Raw genomic sequence first — 17,852 nt, 5'->3', positions numbered from 1 at the left:
GTCATAGAAAAATCCCCTAGGATTTAGCAATGACTTCATTAGAAAGAGATACGTCTGAGAACGAAATCCACCAAAACAATTTAAATCCAAAGGAAATCTTTCCTTTTGCATTGGATGAGTTTCAACTTAAAGCAATTGATTCACTCAATCAAGGGCATTCTGTGGTTGTCAGTGCCCCTACAGGATCAGGCAAAACATTAATAGGTGAGTATTCAATTTATAGAGCTATTTCTCATGGAAATAAGGTGTTTTATACAACGCCTTTAAAAGCTCTATCTAATCAAAAGTTAAGAGACTTTAGGCAGCAATTTGGGTCAAGCAATGTTGGCCTTTTAACAGGTGATTTAAGCCTGAATAGAGAGGCTTCGATTCTTGTTATGACCACTGAGATTTTTAGAAATATGCTTTATGCAGCAGCAGATAGAAATGATGATCCGTTGCTTGATGTAGAAACTGTTGTTCTTGATGAATGTCATTACATGAATGATGCTCATAGAGGGACAGTATGGGAGGAATCAATTATTCATTGTCCTAAATCGGTTCAGTTTGTTGCGTTATCTGCAACTGTTGCAAATGCTGGTCAATTAACTGATTGGATTGAGCAAGTTCATGGACCAACAGATCTTATAGCTAGTGATTTAAGGCCAGTTCCTCTGGAATTTAATTTTTGTAGTGCTAAAGGACTTCATCCATTACTAAATGATAAAGGGACTGGATTACATCCAAACTGTAAGATTTGGCGTCCAACAAAGTCACATAAGAAGAGAGGACGTATCTCCAAACCTAGTCAACCTGATGCTCCTTCATTGAGTTTTGTAATATCGAAAATGGCAGAGAAAAAAATGTTGCCAGCTATTTATTTCATATTTAGTCGTCGTGGTTGCGATAAAGCTGTGAAAACAATAGCTAGTACTTGCTTGGTTAACCAAGCTGAGAGAGATTTAATTCAAGCTCGATTCGAAAAGTATTCAATTTTAAATTCAGAAGGTCTTAGAGATGATTTGCATATAAGAGCTTTATTTAATGGGATTGCTTCTCATCATGCAGGTGTTCTGCCTGCATGGAAAGAATTCATTGAGGAATTATTTCAAGAAGGATTGATAAAGGTTGTATTTGCAACTGAAACATTAGCTGCTGGAATCAATATGCCGGCTAGAAGTACAATTATATCTACGTTATCTAAGAGATCAGATAATGGACATCGACAATTAATGGGGAGTGAATTTTTGCAAATGGCTGGTAGAGCTGGAAGAAGAGGTCTTGACCCTAAGGGGTATGTTGTCACAGTACAAACTCGATTTGAGGGAGTTCGAGAAGCCGGTCAATTGGCTACCAGCCCTGCCGATCCATTGATTAGTCAATTCACTCCAAGCTATGGAATGGTTCTGAATCTATTACAGAGATATGATTTGGATAAATCAAGAGAATTGATAGAAAGAAGCTTTAGTAGATATTTAGCTAGTTTGGATTTAGTCGAGGAGGAGAAAGAATTATCAAGATTAAAAAAGGAGTTTAAAGAATATAAAATCTATGCCGAAGAGGTACCTTGGTCAGATTTTGAAAGATACGAAAAAATAAAAAGTCATTTAAAGGAAGAAAGACGACTCTTGAAAATTCTCCAAAAACAATCTGCTGAAACTTTATCTAATGAACTGAGCTTGGCTTTAGAATTTGCAAATAATGGAACTCTTATAAGTTTAAAAACTGCCCAGCTACGAGGGAAAGTTACACCTGCTGTTATTGTTGAAAAAATACAAAAGGCAGATAAGAAATCTCAGTTATTGTGCTTAACAGATGATAATATTTGGATACTTATTTCTTGTAGGGAAGTTGTTAGTCTTTATGCTGATCTAACTTGCTTAGACGTATCACAACTTACGTCTCCTAAAATCATGAGATTGGGTGAAATATATCATGGTGATTTAATAAGTAATGAAATAGCTTCAATAATTTTCAATTTGGCGCAGAAAAATGATATGAGAACACCTCAGTATGATCTTGCAAGTGAAGTTTTGTCTCAAGCTAAATTAGTTAAATCCCTCGATGATGAATTGTTGCTTCAGCCAGCTCATCGCTGGGGAGATAAGAAAAAATTGAAGAAACATAGACGTAGGATGGGCGAATTAGATATTGAAATTCATGAACGTGAGGAGAGGTTGTATGACAGATCTAATCGTCACTGGGATACTTTCTTATCATTAATAAAAGTTCTAAACCACTTCGGATGCTTGGAAGATTTAACACCAACTGAAATCGGTAGAGGTATTGGGTCTTTAAGAGGTGAAAATGAGTTATGGATAGGTTTGGTTTTGATTAGTGGAAATCTTGATGAACTTACTCCAACAGAATTAGCTGGAGTTATTCAGTCAATTACTACGGAAGTTAATCGACCTGATCTATGGTCTGGATTCATTCCTAGTGCAGTTGCTGACGAGGCTTTTAATGATTTATCAAATATCCGAAGGGAATTGTTTAGAGTTCAAGAACGATTTGGTATAGAAGTCCCAATTTTATGGAGTTCAGAATTAATGGGTTTAGTAGAAGCCTGGGCAAGAGGGAGTACTTGGATTGATTTGATTGCAAACACTTCTTTAGATGAGGGAGATGTTGTAAGAATTCTCAGAAGAACAAATGATTTACTCTCACAAATCCCATATTGCGAGGCGGTGAGTAGGCAGCTTAGAAATAATGCTAAAACAGCGATGAAATTGATGGATAGATTCCCTGTATGTGAAGCTGAAGATATTAATCAAGCAAAAGAAAAGAAAAATGAAATTATCAACCCAGCAACTGAAAGAAATAATGAAATTAAAAAGTAATTTTTCAATTACGTCAAATCATAGATTTTGGATCAATAAGTCTATCAAATTCTTTTTCATCTATAAAATTGAGTTGATTGGATGCCTGTCTTAAACTGATATCCTTCTCATATGCTAATTGGGCAATTTTACTTGCTTTTTCGTATCCAATAGATGGTGCTAATGCAGTTACTAACATTAAGGAATTATCAAGATATTGTTTGATTTTTGGTTTGTTGGGTTTTATCCCTTCAATCATATTTTTTCTGCAACTTTTACATGAATTTTGAATAAGATGAATACTTTTTAAAATATTATAGCCAATTAATGGTTTATAAACGTTCATTTGTAGATGTCCCCCACTTCCTGCTATTGATACTGAGGTGTCCATTCCAATTATTTGAGTACATATCATTGCCATGGCTTCACATTGAGTAGGATTAATTTTCCCTGGCATTATTGAGCTTCCAGGCTCATTCGCTGGCAGCTGTAGTTCTGACAATCCAGCTCTTGGTCCACAAGATAAGAGCCTAAGATCATTAACAATCTTTAGAAAAGTGACTGCTAATAACTTGAGTTGAGACATGATATTTACTAGACCATCATGGCTAGCCATAATGGCAAATTTATTAGAGGCAGTTTTAAAAGGTAAATTTGTCTTTTTAGCAATATCAAGAGCAATAAGATTATCGAAATTTTCAGGAGTATTTAGCCCTGTCCCAATAGCGGTTCCACCTAATGGAAGGGGATAAAGTTCTTCAATGTTTATTTCTATGCGTCTTAACGCTGCTTCTAATTGAGTCTCCCAAGCAGATGCTTCTTGTCCAAGTGTTAGAGGTACAGCATCTTGAAGATGAGTACGTCCTATTTTTATTATGTCCTTCCATTCATTGCTTTTTTGATGGAATAGATTAATCATTTTTTTTAATTCAGGTATTAATGAGCCTTTTAGACTTTTTATTGTGGCGATCTGGATTGCTGCTGGAAAAACATCATTTGTAGATTGAGAGCGATTGACATGATCATTGGGATGTAATGGATTATGGCTACCTAAAGGATTGTTTAAGCGCTTTGAAGCAATATTGCTTATCACCTCATTGACGTTCATATTAGTTTGTGTCCCACTACCTGTTTGCCATATTTTCAATGGGAATTGATCATTATGCTTCCCTTCAGTAATTTCTGAACTTGCTTCGATGATCAATTTTGTGACTTCTGTATTTATTAGACCTAGATGATTATTTACTCGAGCAGCAGAGGCTTTAATTTGGGCAATTGCATGAATGATTTCAAGAGGCATGACCTCATCACCAATAGCAAAATTAGATATTGATCGTTGAGTTTGAGCTCCCCATAGCGCATCTTTTGGAACCTCAATTGAACCAAGGCTATCTTTTTCAAGTCGTTTCATATTGGACATTGATCTTGGGTTGAAATTTTTAGTTTTCTGATGGCTAAAGGTTTTAGATAAGTATCATGCTATCCACCCTTCTTTAGTCTAATAACTGATGGTAATCGATTTGGCTTTTGAAGTTATATACCAAGTCTATCCCAAATAACTTTCAATTTCGATTGATGTAATTCAGTTGAAAAGCAGTCAGAAAGTTTTTCTGGTGAGAGACTATTCATTACTTCTGGATCATTTTCAAGGTTTTTTTTGAAGTTCCCTTCGGGTTGATTCCAGGCTGAATGAGCATTTTTTTGGACAAGTCGATAAGAATCTTCTCGACTCATTCCATTCTCAACTAAAGCTAAAAGAACTCTTTGGCTAAAAACTACTCCTCCATAAATGTTCAAATTTTTAAGCATATTATTTGGATAAACCCCAAGACCTTTAATTATTGCGGTCATTTCTGTCATCATAAAATGAAGAGTAATAGATGTGTCTGGCAGCATTAATCTTTCATTGGAGCTGTGGCTTATATCTCTTTCATGCCATAGAGCTACATTTTCAAGAGCTGCAACCACATAACTTCTTAAAATTCTGGAAAGCCCACTTACTCTTTCACTTCTTATGGGATTTCTTTTATGAGGCATTGCGGAGCTTCCTTTTTGGCCTTTAGCAAAGTTTTCCTCTACTTCAAGAACATCCGTTCTTTGAAGGTTTCTTATTTCTGTAGAAAAACGATCTAATGAAGATCCAATCAAAGCAAGAACCTGTACATAATTAGCATGCCTATCTCTTGAGATAACTTGGGTACTAGCTGTATCACACTCAAGCCCTAAAAGATCGCAAGTTATTCTTTCTATCTCTGGATCAGTATTTGCATAAGTACCCATAGCCCCGCTAATTTGTCCAACCGAGATGTCTTTCTCAAGAATGTTTAGTCTATCTTTATTTCTGAGAGTCTCAGCTAGCCATCCCGCCAACTTGAATCCAAAGGTAATAGGTTCTCCATGAATCGCATGAGAACGTCCAATCATTACGGTTTGCTTATGCTGCCTAGCTAAATCTCTAATAGCTTCTTCAAGTAATAAAAGTTCTTTCCTTAGAAGCTTTACTGATGACTTTAATTGAAGTGCAAGACCAGTATCGAGGACATCGCTGCTGGTCATCCCAACATGTATGTAGCGACCCGCATCCCCAACATATTCATTTACATTTGTTAGGAAAGCAATTACGTCATGTCGAACTTCGGCTTCTATTTCGAGTATTCGCTCTGGTGTGAAATTTGCCTGTGATCGAATCTTTTCCATTGCATTAGTAGGGATTTTTCCCAACTTGCAATTAGCCTCACATGCAGCTATCTCTACATCAAGCCAAGTTTGGTATTTGGCCTGCTCAGACCATATATTTCCCATCTCTGGGTTTGTGTAACGCTCAATCAAAGTGCTACAAAGTTAAAGGTTAATTTAATTTAGTTCGTCAAGGTCAAGCTGACTTGAGTCTATTGTGTTCAACCTCCCAATGGACATATCTTCCCCAAGCTTGCTGTCTTACCCTGCATCTACCTCCTTTACAGTCAATTACTTGAAAGGGAGGCAAATCACTTGGTTGATTTGCAAATTTAGCAAAACTTCCTGGAGGCAGAAGTTCAAGGACTTCTCCTGTTTTGTGTTCTGGGGGTAAATGAAAATGGCCATGGCTAGATAGCTCATTGTCATTGGTTGGATGTCTGAGCTTTTTAGACAAAACCTTTGGTCAGTTGATTAGATTCTCTATTGAAAAAGAGAATTAGCACGAGTTCTGCGGTTTTTGTTCCGTTTCCTGTTTGTTTTTGTAAACAAATGACTAAAAAATCGCGATTAGATCTTCACTTGCTAACTAAAGGGCTGGTTAAATCTCGTCAAGAGGCACAAAGGCTTATAAGAGCTGGCAAAGTTAAAACTACTAACGGTCAAATCCTTGATAAGCCTGGTCAAGAAGTTTTAAAAGACCTTGAGATAAAAGTTACACAACCCTTGAGGTATGTATCTCGCGGAGGTGAAAAGTTAGCTGAAGCATTTAAACAATTTCCTCTCGATATTAAGAATCGAGTTTGTTTAGATGCTGGTATTTCAACTGGAGGTTTTACGGATTGCCTTTTGCAGTTGGGGGCATCAAAGGTATACGGAGTTGATGTTGGTTATGGCCAAACTGCATGGAGTATTAGAAATGACCCAAGAGTGGTTCTTATGGAACGAACTAATATTCGATATTTAACTCCTGAACAATTATTTAATGATGGAGATCCAAGACCAGACTTCGCAGTTGCAGACTTATCTTTTATCTCTCTTAAACTCGTTTTGCCTAGTCTTAAATCTCTTCTTCAAAAAGCTCGATCAGAACTACTTGTTTTAGTGAAACCTCAATTTGAGGTTGGTAAAGATAAAGTTGGTAAGGGTGGTGTAGTTCGTGATAAATGTCTGCATCTTGCAGCTATTAATGCTGTAGTTAAGGAATCTAAAAAATATGGATGGAGACCAAAAGGATTAATTGCATCTCCTTTAAAGGGACCTGCTGGTAATCAAGAATATCTTCTTTGGATGGGTGATGAAGTGAATGGAAATTTTGAAATCGAAAAATTGATAGATTTTGTGTAAGTTTAAAGAGCTGTTTCGTTCCTATCACCTGTTCTGATTCGAACTACAGAATCAATTGGGGTAATGAATATCTTTCCATCACCAATCTCACCAGTTTTGGCTGCATCAGCAATTGCTTTTAAAACAATTTCAGTTTTTTCATCTGGGACGACTACTTCAATTTTAAGTTTTTGAAGAAATTCGACGGTGAATTCTGAACCTCTGTATCTCTCAACTTGTCCTTTTTGTCTGCCAAATCCTCTCACTTCGCTTACTGTCATACCAACAATTCCTGCATTTACTAATGCAATTTTTACATCCTCCAATTTAAACGGACGTATTATTGCCTCTATCTTTTTCATATCGCTCAGAGTAACTGTATGGATATTAGATAATTTTTGATCAGAATTTGTCTATTTGACTTAGAGAATTGATGAAATTTATATTTAATCCGGCTTCTGTAGCATCTTCAGAAAGAATTTGTGCATCTTGGTTAGGAATTATTACTAAACCATCAATGATTGATTCCCAATGCTTGGATTCAAAATGAGTTTGCAACCATAGGATGCCATGAACACTATGCGCTTCTATTTGGGTGCCGTTTCTTTTTTCAGAAAGACTAATGTCCATAAAAATCCTTGTTTATGATCCTATTAAGGGGCATTGCGAGGATTTGTTTTGTGCTTGATGATACAAATTAGCTTTTTAACATCGTTTGGATACTTATGATTAGGAGAATTAGTGAAATTTAAATTTTAAATAAGCTTTTTATGTAGGCTGTACTTAACACGCTATTTAAATGTGATTAAGCGAGGAAAAAACACCAAGGATGAAATTTTGTATGGAGAAAGAGAAATAGCTGACGGTAATTTGATTTGTTTCCCAAATCCCAACAGTAATAGAGACTATGAAATTTTAATAGATTTCCCTGAATTTACATGTAAATGTCCTTTTTCAGGTTATCCAGATTTTGCAACCATGAGGATAATATATCAACCAAACATGAAGGTCATAGAACTAAAAGCGATTAAGCTTTATTTTAATAGTTTTCGTGAAAAGAAAATATCTCACGAGGAGGTTACTAATAAAATAATAGATGATTTTGTTGAGGCTTCTGATCCTAAGTGGATGCAATTAGTAGCAGATTTTAATCCCAGAGGAAATGTTCATACTATTATCAAAGTTTGTCATGGAAAAAGAAATAATCTAGATCTAATTTTGTAGGCAGCTAATAAATTGAGGCAATTCTTTTGACAGACCAAGAAGATTTCTATTGCTCAAGCCACCTATATAAATCTGTGATTTTTCCTTTTCATATAATACCCAGATTTTTTTAGTGGAGATTATACTTAATGAACCCCCTATAAGTATTATAGCAAAACTAGTATATACAAGCGGTACTCCAGGATCACGTTTTAAAAGTAATCCACTACTTGGAATTATATTTATTATCTTTATTAGCTTATCTTTGACTTCTGCTTCATTGTTTATACTTAAGCTTGCCAATTTCGTACCATTTTCATCATAAATTGTTACGGGTCCAAGTTCACTCCCTACTGTTAATAAGACTGGTTCTTTCCCATCTTTTTTGGTAGGTATTATTGTCCCCCAAACTTGTTCACCTAGATCAGGAATAGCTTTTATTGGGATTTGTAATTTTGGACTATTTTTAATCTGAAGTGTGATTGCTGCTAATGCCCAGTCGGCTTGATACAATGTTAATCCTTTGTATCTTAATGGATAATTAACACTAATCTCCTTTTCTTCATTATTGCCATTTGTTTCAATAATTTTTACTATCGATCTATATTGCTCAGCTCTTCCTAAGGGGTCTCTTTCGATTTGGAACTTTTGCAATTTAATAGTTAATCTTTTCTCATCATTATTGTTTAATAAATCTATTGATCTTCCAGGAGCTAAGAATTTTTCTATGGTTATCCCATTTAATGATCCGTATGTGGCACCTATCATTAATAGGATCATACCGAGATGAATTAATATAGGTCCTAATCTCCCAATTACTCCTTTTCTTGCAGCTATCCTTCCATCTGTTTCTCTAATATTCCAACCCTTTTTCTTTAAATTAATTGTCAGTTTTTCTAAGCCATTTGAAGGATTATCTGTTTTAATTGTTTGAGAAATAGAAAGCTTTGCTATTTGACTAGGCGATTTATAATCGATCCAATTTAATGCTGATTTAAGTATGGGTAATTGTCTTCTAAAGCTACAAACTGCAAGAGCTAAACCAAGCCAAATGAGTAGGAATAAAAACCAAAAACTTGTAAAAATATGATTGAACTCAAAAAGTAGTAATATTTTTCCATTGATTATTCCTAGAAAAGGATTATTATCAAAATTATCATAGTAGAATTGATCTGATTCTTGTTGCGGAATTATCGTTCCAGCTGCGCAAGAAATTGCTATCAATAATAATAGTAATATCGCAATCTTTAAGCTAGAAAGCCAATTTAAAACTTGGCTGAGTTTTCTCATCTATTTTATATCCAAAATGAAAAAAGGCTTATAAGACCTACAGTTAATAAAATAAATCCGCTAATTGGTGGAACCCACTTCCCAATAGGCTTTAATGATAATAATTTCGGAATACTTGCAGCAAAACCGCCTGCGACAAATAAAGGAACAATTTGTCCAATTGCAAAGCTTCCAAGTAAAATTGTCCCAGTAAGAGGGTTCCCCTGTTTAGCAACCCAGGCGAGAAGAACCGCTAGGACAGGAGTTGTACAAGGTGAGGAGGCTAGCCCAAAGGCCAATCCTGCTGAAACTGGTGCTAATGAAGGAGGAACTCGATTTGTCCAAATTTCAGGGTCAGGACCAGATGGAAGTGAGAATTTTAAAAGTCCAAGCAGATTAAGACCCATAATTATTGCTAGAAAACTAATGAATACTGAGAAAAAGCCTGGTAATTGCCCATAAATTTTCCCAGCAAACCCGCTTAGACTGCCCAATAAAATAAGTGATATGACTATACCGCTGCAGAAACTAATAGTTCTTTGTAATGGGTTTTGGTTGTTTTTAAATCCAGCTAAATATGCAACTGTTATTGGTAAAAGTGACAATGAACAAGGCCCTAAACTTGTCAAAAGTCCTCCTGTGAAAACTATTAGAAGTGTTAGGGGGTTTGGATTGTTTAGCCCATTATTAATTAACTGCTCGCTATGACGAGTCAAATCAGAAAGAATTAAACTTACAGAAGAAATGTTCAAAAAAAGATTCGCCATTACATATCAATACTCTAGATTATCTATTCAAAAGACTTTTTGAGGGATTTTTAACTAATAAATCTGAAGATTCAATCGAGGATCTCACCAATAAGGCAGCTATTAGTAAGCTTGAAATTAATGAGTTTCCCCCATAACTAATCAAAGGGAAAGGCAGACCAGTTGTAGGCATTGCACCTGATGAAACGGCTATGTGCATAATTGATTGGCCAACTAAAATAGTACCTGATCCAATAGCAATTAGCTTTGAATAATTACTTCTACAATTAAGAGATATTTTAAGAGTTAAATATGCAACCACAAGCAGAAATGATAAAAGTAAAATAGATCCGAAGAAACCAAATTCTTCAGCAAAAACTGCAAATATAAAATCAGTACTTCTATATGGTAGGTATTGTAGCTTTTGCATTGAAAGGCCATAACCTTCTCCAAATAAGCCTCCCGAGCCAATAGCATAAAGACTCTGTATTAGTTGGTAACCACTTACTTGTGGATCTTTCCATGGATTAATAAATGATAAAACGCGACTTTGTTGATAAGCATTAAAAAAAATACTTATTGAACCAATAGTTAAGCCTGTTAGAGCTGTATTAAAAAGATAGCGGAAATCAATACCAGCGGCTAAGGCAATCATCCAAAGCAATATTCCTATTAATGCAGCGGTACTTAAATTTGGTTGTTTTATAATTAATAAGATAATAGATGCAAAAATAGTTAGCCAAAATATTTTTTTTTCTGAATTTATTCTTTCCCATTGACCAAAAAGTTTTGCACTTTGGAGAATAATAAAAGGTTTGATTAACTCCGATGGTTGAAATTGGATTGGGCCGATAATCAGCCATCGAGTAGACCCATTAACAGTGCTACCGAAAAAACTTGTTGAGGCAATCAGTATCATTCCAATTAAAAGGCATGGTCCTGAGAGTCTTAGCCAGCTTTTTAGGTTGATTTTGATTGCTAGGTAGAAAATGCTCCAACTAGCGACCAGCCATATTATTTGTCTTTTTATGTAATAAGCACCTTCACCCATTTCTCTGGTAGCTACCCACCAACTAGCTGATCCAAGTATGAAAACTCCTGATATGCTCCAAAATGCAATTAATCCAATTATTAAGCGTCCTTCTTTGGGCCAAAAAGGCCAAGGCAATGGAAGTATGTTGTTGTTTATTAAATTACCAATATAATCTTTTGGTCCCTGAACATGTTTCACTTGGGAGTCAGTTAAAATCTTTTTATTAGAAATATTACTCAAAGGATCTTTTGCTTATATTCCATTGAGCCGCTTTATTGCCGTTTTGCCAAGTCTTTTGAAATTAACGAGTTTACCTTTTTATGGATTTGAACAAAATTCAGTGCTTTTTATGAGTCATTTTAATTGTTAATTATTTAGAGAAGATTAAAAAAACAGATCTATTATTAATTATCTAATTTTTATATCATTACGATTAAATTTTTAAATATTATTTATTGATTTGTTTTGAAAAGTTAAAACTTTTCTTAAAATAATTTGATCTTAATTAGTAAATTAACAAACTTTATCGATTTATGAAAAAAAATTTTTTTTGTTTTGATGCAAGTCTCGTGATAGATTCCCCGGGCCTTTGCAGAGAGCTTAGGTGTCTTGTTTGCAAAACAATTTTTCAGTTGCACAGAGTATCTTCACAATGAGGAATTTTTGTGGCATCTGAGATTTTTGAAAATTGCTCAAGTCTTGATCCTCTTCTGGATATTGACTCGTCGGATTCATCTTCCGGAGTCAAATCAGACGAATATCTTGAACTGCAATTTCGAGTATTACGTCTGGCATTTTTATTGACCATTTTTTCTGTTGGCATAGCTGGTTTCTTTTGGGGAATTCATGCTAGTGCAAGCCTATTTATTGGTGCTTTATCAGGGATTTTTTATTTTCGCTTGCTTGCTCGCGGAGTTGGAAGATTAGGTACTTCATCAAAAATTGTCGGTAAAATCCAGTTGTTAGTTCCGGTCCTTTTGGTTTTGGTGTCTTCTAGATTTCCTCAACTTGATTTGATTCCGGCTTTATTAGGATTTTTGCTTTATAAACCAGCGTTAATTATTCAGTTTCTCTATATGCCATAGAGGCTTATTTAGAAATCAAATTTTTAAGTTTTGTTTGTTTGGCTTTTATTTTCTACGCAACCTAACTTCCAGATAAATGGGTTTTTTGCCATTTGTTTTTCCTTTGGCTGAGTTAGAGGTGGGTCAACATCTCTATTGGCAAATTGGAAACTTTAGAATTCACGGCCAAGTCTTTATGACTTCATGGCTTCTAATAGGCGCTTTGCTTGCCTTAGTTGTCATTGGTACTAAAAAAATGGAACGTGATCCAAAAGGTGTTCAGAACCTTTTGGAATTTCTTTGGGATTACATACGTGATCTAGCAAGAACTCAAATTGGTGAAAAGGTTTATAGAGATTGGATGCCTTTCATCGGAACCCTCTTTTTGTTCATTTTTGTGAGCAATTGGGGCGGAGCACTAGTTCCGTGGAAGCTGATCGAACTACCAAGTGGTGAACTTGGAGCTCCTACAGCTGACATAAATACGACTGTTGCTTTAGCACTACTGGTATCTCTCTCATATTTTTATGCGGGTCTGAGCAATAAAGGTTTGCGTTACTTCGAGTACTACGTTCACCCAACGCCAATAATGCTCCCATTCAAAATTGTAGAAGATTTTACAAAGCCTTTATCTCTCTCTTTCCGTTTATTTGGAAACATTTTGGCAGACGAACTTGTTGTAGCGGTTCTTGTTTTTCTAGTACCCCTTGTTCTTCCAGTTCCAGTTATGTTTCTAGGCTTGTTTACTAGTGCTATTCAAGCTCTGATTTTTGCAACTCTTGCTGCTTATTACATCGGGGAAGCAGTTGAAGAGCATCATTAATCATTATTTTTTGCTACTGAATTAACTTTTCAATGGCAAATTTCCTGCTTTGAGGCCTGAAATTCTTTCAGTATCATCTCAAGAACTATGAGATGCACCCCTCGCAGGTATAAACTCCCGTTCACAACTCTATAAGCGTTTAAAGCGCTACACATCTTTAGCAGAATTATGGATTCCATTACCACCGCCGCATCAGTTGTTGCAGCTGGTTTAGCTGTAGGCCTTGGCGCAATAGGCCCTGGTATCGGTCAGGGTAGTGCTGCACAAGGAGCAGTAGAGGGTATAGCCCGCCAACCAGAAGCTGAGGGAAAAATCAGAGGTACTTTGCTTCTTTCTTTCGCTTTCATGGAATCACTTACCATTTATGGCCTTGTGGTTGCATTGGTGCTTCTCTTCGCTAACCCTTTTGCTGGTTGAATATTTCAAAGAAGGGCTGATTTAGTAAATCAATCAATTGATTAACTTTCAGCCCAAATATTTGAAAATTCTTTAGCAAATTTCAAATGCCGTTATGCGGCTCGCTTAAATTCTTGCACCCCTAGCTAATGCCAACTTTGTTTTTGTTTGGTGCCTCTGAGGGAGGTCTGTTTGATTTCGATGCAACTCTTCCGCTGATGGCGGTTCAAGTTGTATTGCTTACTTTCATATTAAACGCTCTTTTTTTCAAACCTGTTGGACGGGTAGTTGAAGAAAGAGAGGGTTATGTAAATACAAGTCGGGCAGAAGCAAAGAAAAAAATCGCTGAGGTTGAACGACTTGAGTCTGAACTCAAAGATCAGCTAAAAGAAGCTCGTCTTGAAGCTCAGAAAGTCATTCTTGAGGCAGAGCAGGATTCTGAGAAGCTTTATAAAGAAGCTCTTGCTCTTGCTACCTCAGAGGCAAATGCATCGAGAGAGAAAGCTAGGCGTGAGATTGATTCACAAAGAGATGAAGCTCTTAATCAACTCAAAAGCGAGGCTGAAAATCTTGGTGATTTGATTATTGAAAGACTCTTGGCAAAAAAATGACTTCTTTAATTTTCGCTTCCGAAGGCTTTGGCCTAAATTTAAATATTTTTGAGACCAACATTATCAACTTAGCAGTTGTTGTTTTTGGTCTCTATAAATTCTTGCCAGGTTTTTTAGGAAAAATTCTTGAAAGACGAAGAACCACAATTCTTTCTGACTTGAAAGAAGCAGAAGAGCGTTTAGCTCAAGCACAAGATTCTCTATCAAAAGCCAAAGACGAACTTGCCTCGGCTAAGCAAAAAGCAGACAAAATCAGAAATGATTGTAAAGCGAGAGCAGAAGCTATTCGTCTAGAAAGTGAAAAAAGAACAGTTGAGGAAATGGCAAGAATTAAACAAGGCGCTGCGTCTGACTTAAATTCTGAAGCTGCAAGAGTGACTGCTCAATTAAGAAAAGAGGCTGCAGAACTTGCTATTGAAAAAGCATTAGCAATGCTTCCTAAAAAGTTAGATTCGAATACTCAAGATAATTTTCTTAAACAGTCAATTAAAAATATTGGAGACAACTAATGCCACTACTTAATACTATTACTACTCCATATGCTGAAGCGTTTCTTCAAGTTGCTGAGAGCCGAAACGAAGTGGATGAAGTAGTAACTCAAGCTAAATCTATTTTAGAACTTTGGAATACTTGCCCTGAATTTAGTGATGCGATGGCATCGCCAGTTTTAGAGGTTAATCAGAAGAAAGCAGCTTTAGAAAAGCTTTTTGCTAGTCAGGTCACACCCTCTTTCTTAAACCTGCTAAAACTTTTGGCAGATCGACAGAGAATTGGATTGTTGAATTCTGTTCTTGAAAGATTAATGGAAATCTACCGAGAACAAAGAAATATTGCTTTAGCAACTATTACTTCAGCTTCGGCTTTGAATGAAGATCAACAATCTGAGCTACTCAAGAAAGTACAATCTATAGCTGGTACAGATAATTTAGAAATCGATCTCAAAGTCGACTCTGAATTGCTAGGTGGCTTTGTGGTCAATGTTGGATCAAAGGTCATTGATGCCAGCATCGCAGGGCAAGTTAGGCGACTTGGTCTTGCTTTGGCCAAGGTCAGCTAATACTTTACTGACTTTCTTCCTCTTCTTCCTCCCTTTCATCCTCCCCAACTTAAGTTAATCCCATGGTTTCCATACGTCCCGACGAGATCAGTTCAATCCTTAAACAGCAGATTGCTGATTACGATAAATCAGTTTCAGTTAGCAATGTAGGTACTGTTTTACAAATTGGTGATGGTATCGCAAGAGTTTATGGCCTAGAAAAGGTTATGGCAGGTGAACTAGTTGAGTTCGAAGATGGAACTGAAGGAATTGCTTTAAACCTTGAGGACGACAATGTTGGTGTCGTGTTAATGGGTGAAGCTTTAGGAGTTCAAGAGGGAAGCACAGTTAAAGCAACTGGAAAGATTGCTTCAGTCCCGGTTGGTGAGTCAATGCTCGGAAGAGTAGTTAATCCTCTTGGACAGCAAATTGATGGAAAAGGAGAGATGGCTACAACTGACTCAAGATTAATTGAGTCAATAGCTCCTGGAATTATTAAAAGAAAGTCAGTACATGAGCCTATGCAAACGGGAATCACATCTATTGATGCAATGATTCCTATTGGAAGAGGTCAGAGAGAGTTGATTATTGGAGATCGTCAAACAGGGAAAACTGCAATAGCTATCGACACAATCATCAACCAAAAAGGTCAAGATGTTGTTTGTGTTTATGTAGCTGTTGGTCAAAAACAAGCATCAGTAGCAAATGTAGTTGAAGTTCTTAAAGAAAAAGGAGCTTTGGATTACACGATTATTGTTAATGCAGGAGCATCTGAAGCTGCAGCTTTGCAGTATTTAGCTCCTTACACAGGTGCAGCAATTGCTGAGCACTTTATGTATCAAGGGAAGGCGACACTAGTTATTTATGACGACTTAACAAAGCAAGCTCAAGCTTATAGGCAAATGTCATTACTTTTACGTCGTCCACCTGGTCGTGAAGCATATCCAGGAGATGTTTTTTATTGCCATAGTCGCTTGCTTGAGAGGGCTGCAAAACTCTCTGACGCGATGGGGGCAGGATCAATGACTTCCTTGCCCATTATTGAAACGCAGGCTGGTGACGTTTCTGCTTATATACCCACCAACGTTATTTCAATTACTGATGGTCAGATTTTCTTGAGCTCAGATTTATTCAACTCTGGATTAAGACCTGCGATTAACGTTGGTATATCAGTTAGTCGAGTAGGAGGAGCTGCACAAACGAAAGCTATTAAGAAAATCGCCGGTACGTTAAAACTTGAACTAGCTCAGTTTGATGAACTTGCAGCATTCTCTCAATTTGCTTCAGATCTTGATGAGGCTACACAAAAGCAGTTAGGTAGAGGAAAAAGGCTTAGAGAGCTTCTTAAGCAACCTCAATTTGATCCTCTAAATTTAGCTGAACAGGTAGCTATTGTTTATGCAGGTGTGAAAGGATTGATAGATGAGGTGCCGGAGGAGGAAGTGACAAAGTTTGCTCGTGAATTGCGTGATTATCTAAAAACAAATAAGGCTGATTTCATTAAGAATGTTCTCTCTGAAAAAGTCTTAAGTGAAGCATCTGAATCAATGCTTAAAGACGCTATTGACGAGGTTAAATCCTCCATGCTTGCGGCTTAAATACAAATCGAAAGCTATCCTAAGAGAGACAATCACCTATGGCTAACCTAAAGGACATAAGAGACAGAATTGTATCTGTCAAAAACACTCGGAAAATTACAGAAGCGATGAGACTCGTCGCTGCTGCCAAAGTTAGGAGAGCACAGGATCAGGTCTTACGAAGTAGACCTTTCGCTGATCGATTAGCGAGGGTTTTAGAAAATATACAATCAAGAATGCAGTTTGAAGCGGCAGACTCTCCTCTTCTGAATAGGCGTGAAGTTAAGACAATTACTCTTTTGGCTGTTACTGGAGATAGAGGATTATGTGGGGGCTACAATGCAAATATTATTAAGCGAACAGAGAAACGCTATGCCGAATTAAAAGGTCAAGGATATAGTCCCGATCTAGTTTTAATTGGTAAGAAAGCTATAGGATACTTCGAGAATAGATCTAGTCTTTATAACATAAGAGCTACTTTTAAAGAATTAGAACAAGTCCCTACTTCAGAAGATGCAGGATCTATTACCAGTGAAGTATTAGCAGAATTCCTCTCTGAAAGTACTGATCGAATTGAGGTCATTTTTACCAAGTTTGTAAGCTTAGTTAGTTGTAATCCAACAATACAAACTCTTTTACCTTTGGATCCCCAAGGGATAGCAGATTCAGAAGATGAAATTTTTAGATTAACTACAAAAGATAGTCAATTAATCATTGAGAAAGATTCTGCTCCTTCGAATGATCAGCCGACATTACCATCGGATATTGTTTTTGAACAAAGTCCTGACCAACTTTTAAATGCTCTTTTACCTCTTTATTTGCAGAATCAATTACTACGTGCATTACAGGAGTCTGCTGCTTCAGAGTTAGCGAGTAGAATGACTGCAATGAATAACGCTAGTGACAATGCGAAGGAATTAGCTAAAAACCTTACTATTGACTATAATAAGGCGAGACAAGCCGCAATCACCCAAGAAATTTTAGAAGTTGTTGGTGGCGCTGCAGCATAGTTTCTTCTCTATATCCTACTTAGCTAATTCTCAAAGTATTAGTAATTAATACAGTGAATCTTGAATTTATAGAGTTAGACCTTGATTGGCCTTCTGAATTAAGCGTATTTGATTTGAAAAGTTATATTTTATCTAATTTAATAAAATATGGTGAACCTTTGAGGTGGGCCATTACTTCAGTGACTTCTCATCCTCAGAAAAAAATCCAGATAATATCTGTAGAAGTTTTGGTGATTATAAATCAAGATAACGGGAAAGGTATTAATCCTGAATTGAATTGATTT

General features: G+C 36.4%; 20 protein-coding genes. 12 read left to right on the top strand and 8 right to left on the bottom strand.

The window, feature by feature from the left end; translation table 11 throughout:
- Window positions 1-29 precede the first annotated feature (29 nt).
- Complete coding sequence (locus tag AC6EIZ_RS06145; protein WP_498509695.1) at window positions 30-2,819, top strand: DEAD/DEAH box helicase; 2,790 nt, start codon at window positions 30-32, stop codon at window positions 2,817-2,819.
- A gap of 13 nt (window positions 2,820-2,832) precedes the next feature.
- On the opposite strand, the gene AC6EIZ_RS06140 is transcribed toward AC6EIZ_RS06145, so the two are convergent.
- From AC6EIZ_RS06140 to AC6EIZ_RS06130, 3 genes are all read right to left on the bottom strand, one after another.
- Window positions 2,833-4,218, bottom strand: coding sequence for a class II fumarate hydratase (locus AC6EIZ_RS06140; RefSeq protein WP_498509693.1), 1,386 nt, complete (start codon window positions 4,216-4,218; stop codon window positions 2,833-2,835).
- Window positions 4,219-4,331: 113 nt separating this feature from the next.
- Window positions 4,332-5,627 (bottom strand): adenylosuccinate lyase, encoded by a 1,296-nt coding sequence (gene purB, locus AC6EIZ_RS06135; RefSeq protein ID WP_498509692.1) that lies wholly within the window; start codon window positions 5,625-5,627, stop codon window positions 4,332-4,334.
- 43 nt (window positions 5,628-5,670) lie between these two features.
- The gene (locus AC6EIZ_RS06130) at window positions 5,671-5,931 is read right to left on the bottom strand and encodes a hypothetical protein (protein WP_498509690.1); all 261 of its coding nucleotides are present in this window, start codon (window positions 5,929-5,931) and stop codon (window positions 5,671-5,673) included.
- 95 nt (window positions 5,932-6,026) lie between these two features.
- Here AC6EIZ_RS06130 and AC6EIZ_RS06125 point away from each other — a divergent pair, with 95 nt between their 5' ends.
- Window positions 6,027-6,821, top strand: coding sequence for a TlyA family RNA methyltransferase (locus tag AC6EIZ_RS06125; protein ID WP_498509688.1), 795 nt, complete (start codon window positions 6,027-6,029; stop codon window positions 6,819-6,821).
- Between the two features lie 2 nt (window positions 6,822-6,823).
- Here the strand turns inward: AC6EIZ_RS06125 and AC6EIZ_RS06120 are convergent, their stop codons facing one another.
- Both AC6EIZ_RS06120 and AC6EIZ_RS06115 read right to left on the bottom strand, forming a co-directional pair.
- On the bottom strand, window positions 6,824-7,162 hold the full coding sequence (locus AC6EIZ_RS06120; protein ID WP_269608835.1) for a P-II family nitrogen regulator: 339 nt from the start codon (window positions 7,160-7,162) through the stop codon (window positions 6,824-6,826).
- Window positions 7,163-7,202: 40 nt separating this feature from the next.
- A complete protein-coding gene (locus tag AC6EIZ_RS06115) occupies window positions 7,203-7,430 on the bottom strand; it encodes a hypothetical protein (protein ID WP_498509686.1) in 228 nt (75 codons plus the stop codon).
- 207 nt (window positions 7,431-7,637) lie between these two features.
- Between AC6EIZ_RS06115 and queF the strand changes: the two genes are divergently transcribed.
- Window positions 7,638-8,024: a preQ(1) synthase gene (queF, locus tag AC6EIZ_RS06110; protein ID WP_498513203.1), complete on the top strand. Its 387-nt coding sequence runs from the start codon at window positions 7,638-7,640 to the stop codon at window positions 8,022-8,024.
- On the opposite strand, the gene AC6EIZ_RS06105 is transcribed toward queF, so the two are convergent.
- Genes AC6EIZ_RS06105 through AC6EIZ_RS06095 form a run of 3 tightly spaced genes read right to left on the bottom strand, consistent with a single transcriptional unit; the run spans window position 8,013 to window position 11,249 of the window.
- Entirely contained in the window at window positions 8,013-9,293 is a 1,281-nt protein-coding gene (locus AC6EIZ_RS06105; protein ID WP_498509684.1) for a cytochrome c biogenesis ResB family protein, read from the bottom strand. The two genes, queF and AC6EIZ_RS06105, sit on opposite strands and share 12 nt — an antisense overlap.
- A gap of 5 nt (window positions 9,294-9,298) precedes the next feature.
- Window positions 9,299-10,039 carry a cytochrome c biogenesis CcdA family protein gene (locus tag AC6EIZ_RS06100; protein WP_498509682.1) on the bottom strand — a complete coding sequence of 247 codons (741 nt, stop codon included), beginning with the start codon at window positions 10,037-10,039 and terminating at the stop codon, window positions 9,299-9,301.
- A 19-nt stretch (window positions 10,040-10,058) separates the two neighbouring features.
- The gene (locus tag AC6EIZ_RS06095) at window positions 10,059-11,249 is read right to left on the bottom strand and encodes an FtsW/RodA/SpoVE family cell cycle protein (RefSeq protein WP_498509680.1); all 1,191 of its coding nucleotides are present in this window, start codon (window positions 11,247-11,249) and stop codon (window positions 10,059-10,061) included.
- A gap of 467 nt (window positions 11,250-11,716) precedes the next feature.
- Between AC6EIZ_RS06095 and AC6EIZ_RS06090 the strand changes: the two genes are divergently transcribed.
- From AC6EIZ_RS06090 to AC6EIZ_RS06050, 9 genes are all read left to right on the top strand, one after another.
- Window positions 11,717-12,136 carry an ATP synthase subunit I gene (locus tag AC6EIZ_RS06090; protein WP_498509678.1) on the top strand — a complete coding sequence of 140 codons (420 nt, stop codon included), beginning with the start codon at window positions 11,717-11,719 and terminating at the stop codon, window positions 12,134-12,136.
- Window positions 12,137-12,212: 76 nt separating this feature from the next.
- Complete coding sequence (atpB, locus tag AC6EIZ_RS06085; protein WP_269606848.1) at window positions 12,213-12,938, top strand: F0F1 ATP synthase subunit A; 726 nt, start codon at window positions 12,213-12,215, stop codon at window positions 12,936-12,938.
- Window positions 12,939-13,106: 168 nt separating this feature from the next.
- Window positions 13,107-13,355, top strand: a complete 249-nt coding sequence (gene atpE, locus AC6EIZ_RS06080) for an ATP synthase F0 subunit C (protein WP_011125758.1) — start codon at window positions 13,107-13,109, stop codon at window positions 13,353-13,355.
- 128 nt (window positions 13,356-13,483) lie between these two features.
- The gene (locus AC6EIZ_RS06075) at window positions 13,484-13,945 is read left to right on the top strand and encodes a F0F1 ATP synthase subunit B' (RefSeq protein WP_498509676.1); all 462 of its coding nucleotides are present in this window, start codon (window positions 13,484-13,486) and stop codon (window positions 13,943-13,945) included.
- Window positions 13,942-14,454 carry a F0F1 ATP synthase subunit B gene (locus AC6EIZ_RS06070; RefSeq protein WP_498509675.1) on the top strand — a complete coding sequence of 171 codons (513 nt, stop codon included), beginning with the start codon at window positions 13,942-13,944 and terminating at the stop codon, window positions 14,452-14,454. The genes AC6EIZ_RS06075 and AC6EIZ_RS06070 overlap by 4 nt, the downstream gene beginning before the upstream one ends.
- On the top strand, window positions 14,454-15,002 hold the full coding sequence (atpH, locus tag AC6EIZ_RS06065; protein WP_498509673.1) for an ATP synthase F1 subunit delta: 549 nt from the start codon (window positions 14,454-14,456) through the stop codon (window positions 15,000-15,002). Before AC6EIZ_RS06070 ends, atpH begins: the two co-directional genes overlap by 1 nt.
- Before the next feature lie 62 nt (window positions 15,003-15,064).
- Complete coding sequence (gene atpA, locus AC6EIZ_RS06060; protein ID WP_498509671.1) at window positions 15,065-16,579, top strand: F0F1 ATP synthase subunit alpha; 1,515 nt, start codon at window positions 15,065-15,067, stop codon at window positions 16,577-16,579.
- 38 nt (window positions 16,580-16,617) lie between these two features.
- A complete protein-coding gene (locus AC6EIZ_RS06055) occupies window positions 16,618-17,568 on the top strand; it encodes a F0F1 ATP synthase subunit gamma (protein ID WP_498509669.1) in 951 nt (316 codons plus the stop codon).
- 53 nt (window positions 17,569-17,621) lie between these two features.
- Window positions 17,622-17,849, top strand: coding sequence for a DUF8621 family protein (locus AC6EIZ_RS06050; RefSeq protein WP_498509667.1), 228 nt, complete (start codon window positions 17,622-17,624; stop codon window positions 17,847-17,849).
- The last annotated feature ends 3 nt before the right edge of the window (window positions 17,850-17,852 follow it).

It is taken from the genome of Prochlorococcus sp. G4PB16, from assembly GCF_059772465.1.
Note: the sequence above shows the minus strand (reverse complement) of the source record. Positions and strands in the feature narration are given on the sequence as shown.

Bases quoted from the DNA above. Each gene is read 5' to 3' on its own strand.
- AC6EIZ_RS06145 (WP_498509695.1), top strand. From the start codon at position 30: ATGACTTCATTAGAAAGAGATACGTCTGAGAACGAAATCCACCAAAAC.
- AC6EIZ_RS06140 (WP_498509693.1), bottom strand. From the start codon at position 4,218: ATGTCCAATATGAAACGACTTGAAAAAGATAGCCTTGGTTCAATTGAG.
- AC6EIZ_RS06125 (WP_498509688.1), top strand. From the start codon at position 6,027: ATGACTAAAAAATCGCGATTAGATCTTCACTTGCTAACTAAAGGGCTG.
- AC6EIZ_RS06120 (WP_269608835.1), bottom strand. From the start codon at position 7,162: ATGAAAAAGATAGAGGCAATAATACGTCCGTTTAAATTGGAGGATGTA.
- AC6EIZ_RS06115 (WP_498509686.1), bottom strand. From the start codon at position 7,430: ATGGACATTAGTCTTTCTGAAAAAAGAAACGGCACCCAAATAGAAGCG.
- AC6EIZ_RS06105 (WP_498509684.1), bottom strand. From the start codon at position 9,293: ATGAGAAAACTCAGCCAAGTTTTAAATTGGCTTTCTAGCTTAAAGATT.
- AC6EIZ_RS06100 (WP_498509682.1), bottom strand. From the start codon at position 10,039: ATGGCGAATCTTTTTTTGAACATTTCTTCTGTAAGTTTAATTCTTTCT.
- atpB (WP_269606848.1), top strand. From the start codon at position 12,213: ATGGGTTTTTTGCCATTTGTTTTTCCTTTGGCTGAGTTAGAGGTGGGT.
- atpE (WP_011125758.1), top strand. From the start codon at position 13,107: ATGGATTCCATTACCACCGCCGCATCAGTTGTTGCAGCTGGTTTAGCT.
- AC6EIZ_RS06075 (WP_498509676.1), top strand. From the start codon at position 13,484: ATGCCAACTTTGTTTTTGTTTGGTGCCTCTGAGGGAGGTCTGTTTGAT.
- AC6EIZ_RS06070 (WP_498509675.1), top strand. From the start codon at position 13,942: ATGACTTCTTTAATTTTCGCTTCCGAAGGCTTTGGCCTAAATTTAAAT.
- atpH (WP_498509673.1), top strand. From the start codon at position 14,454: ATGCCACTACTTAATACTATTACTACTCCATATGCTGAAGCGTTTCTT.
- atpA (WP_498509671.1), top strand. From the start codon at position 15,065: ATGGTTTCCATACGTCCCGACGAGATCAGTTCAATCCTTAAACAGCAG.
- AC6EIZ_RS06055 (WP_498509669.1), top strand. From the start codon at position 16,618: ATGGCTAACCTAAAGGACATAAGAGACAGAATTGTATCTGTCAAAAAC.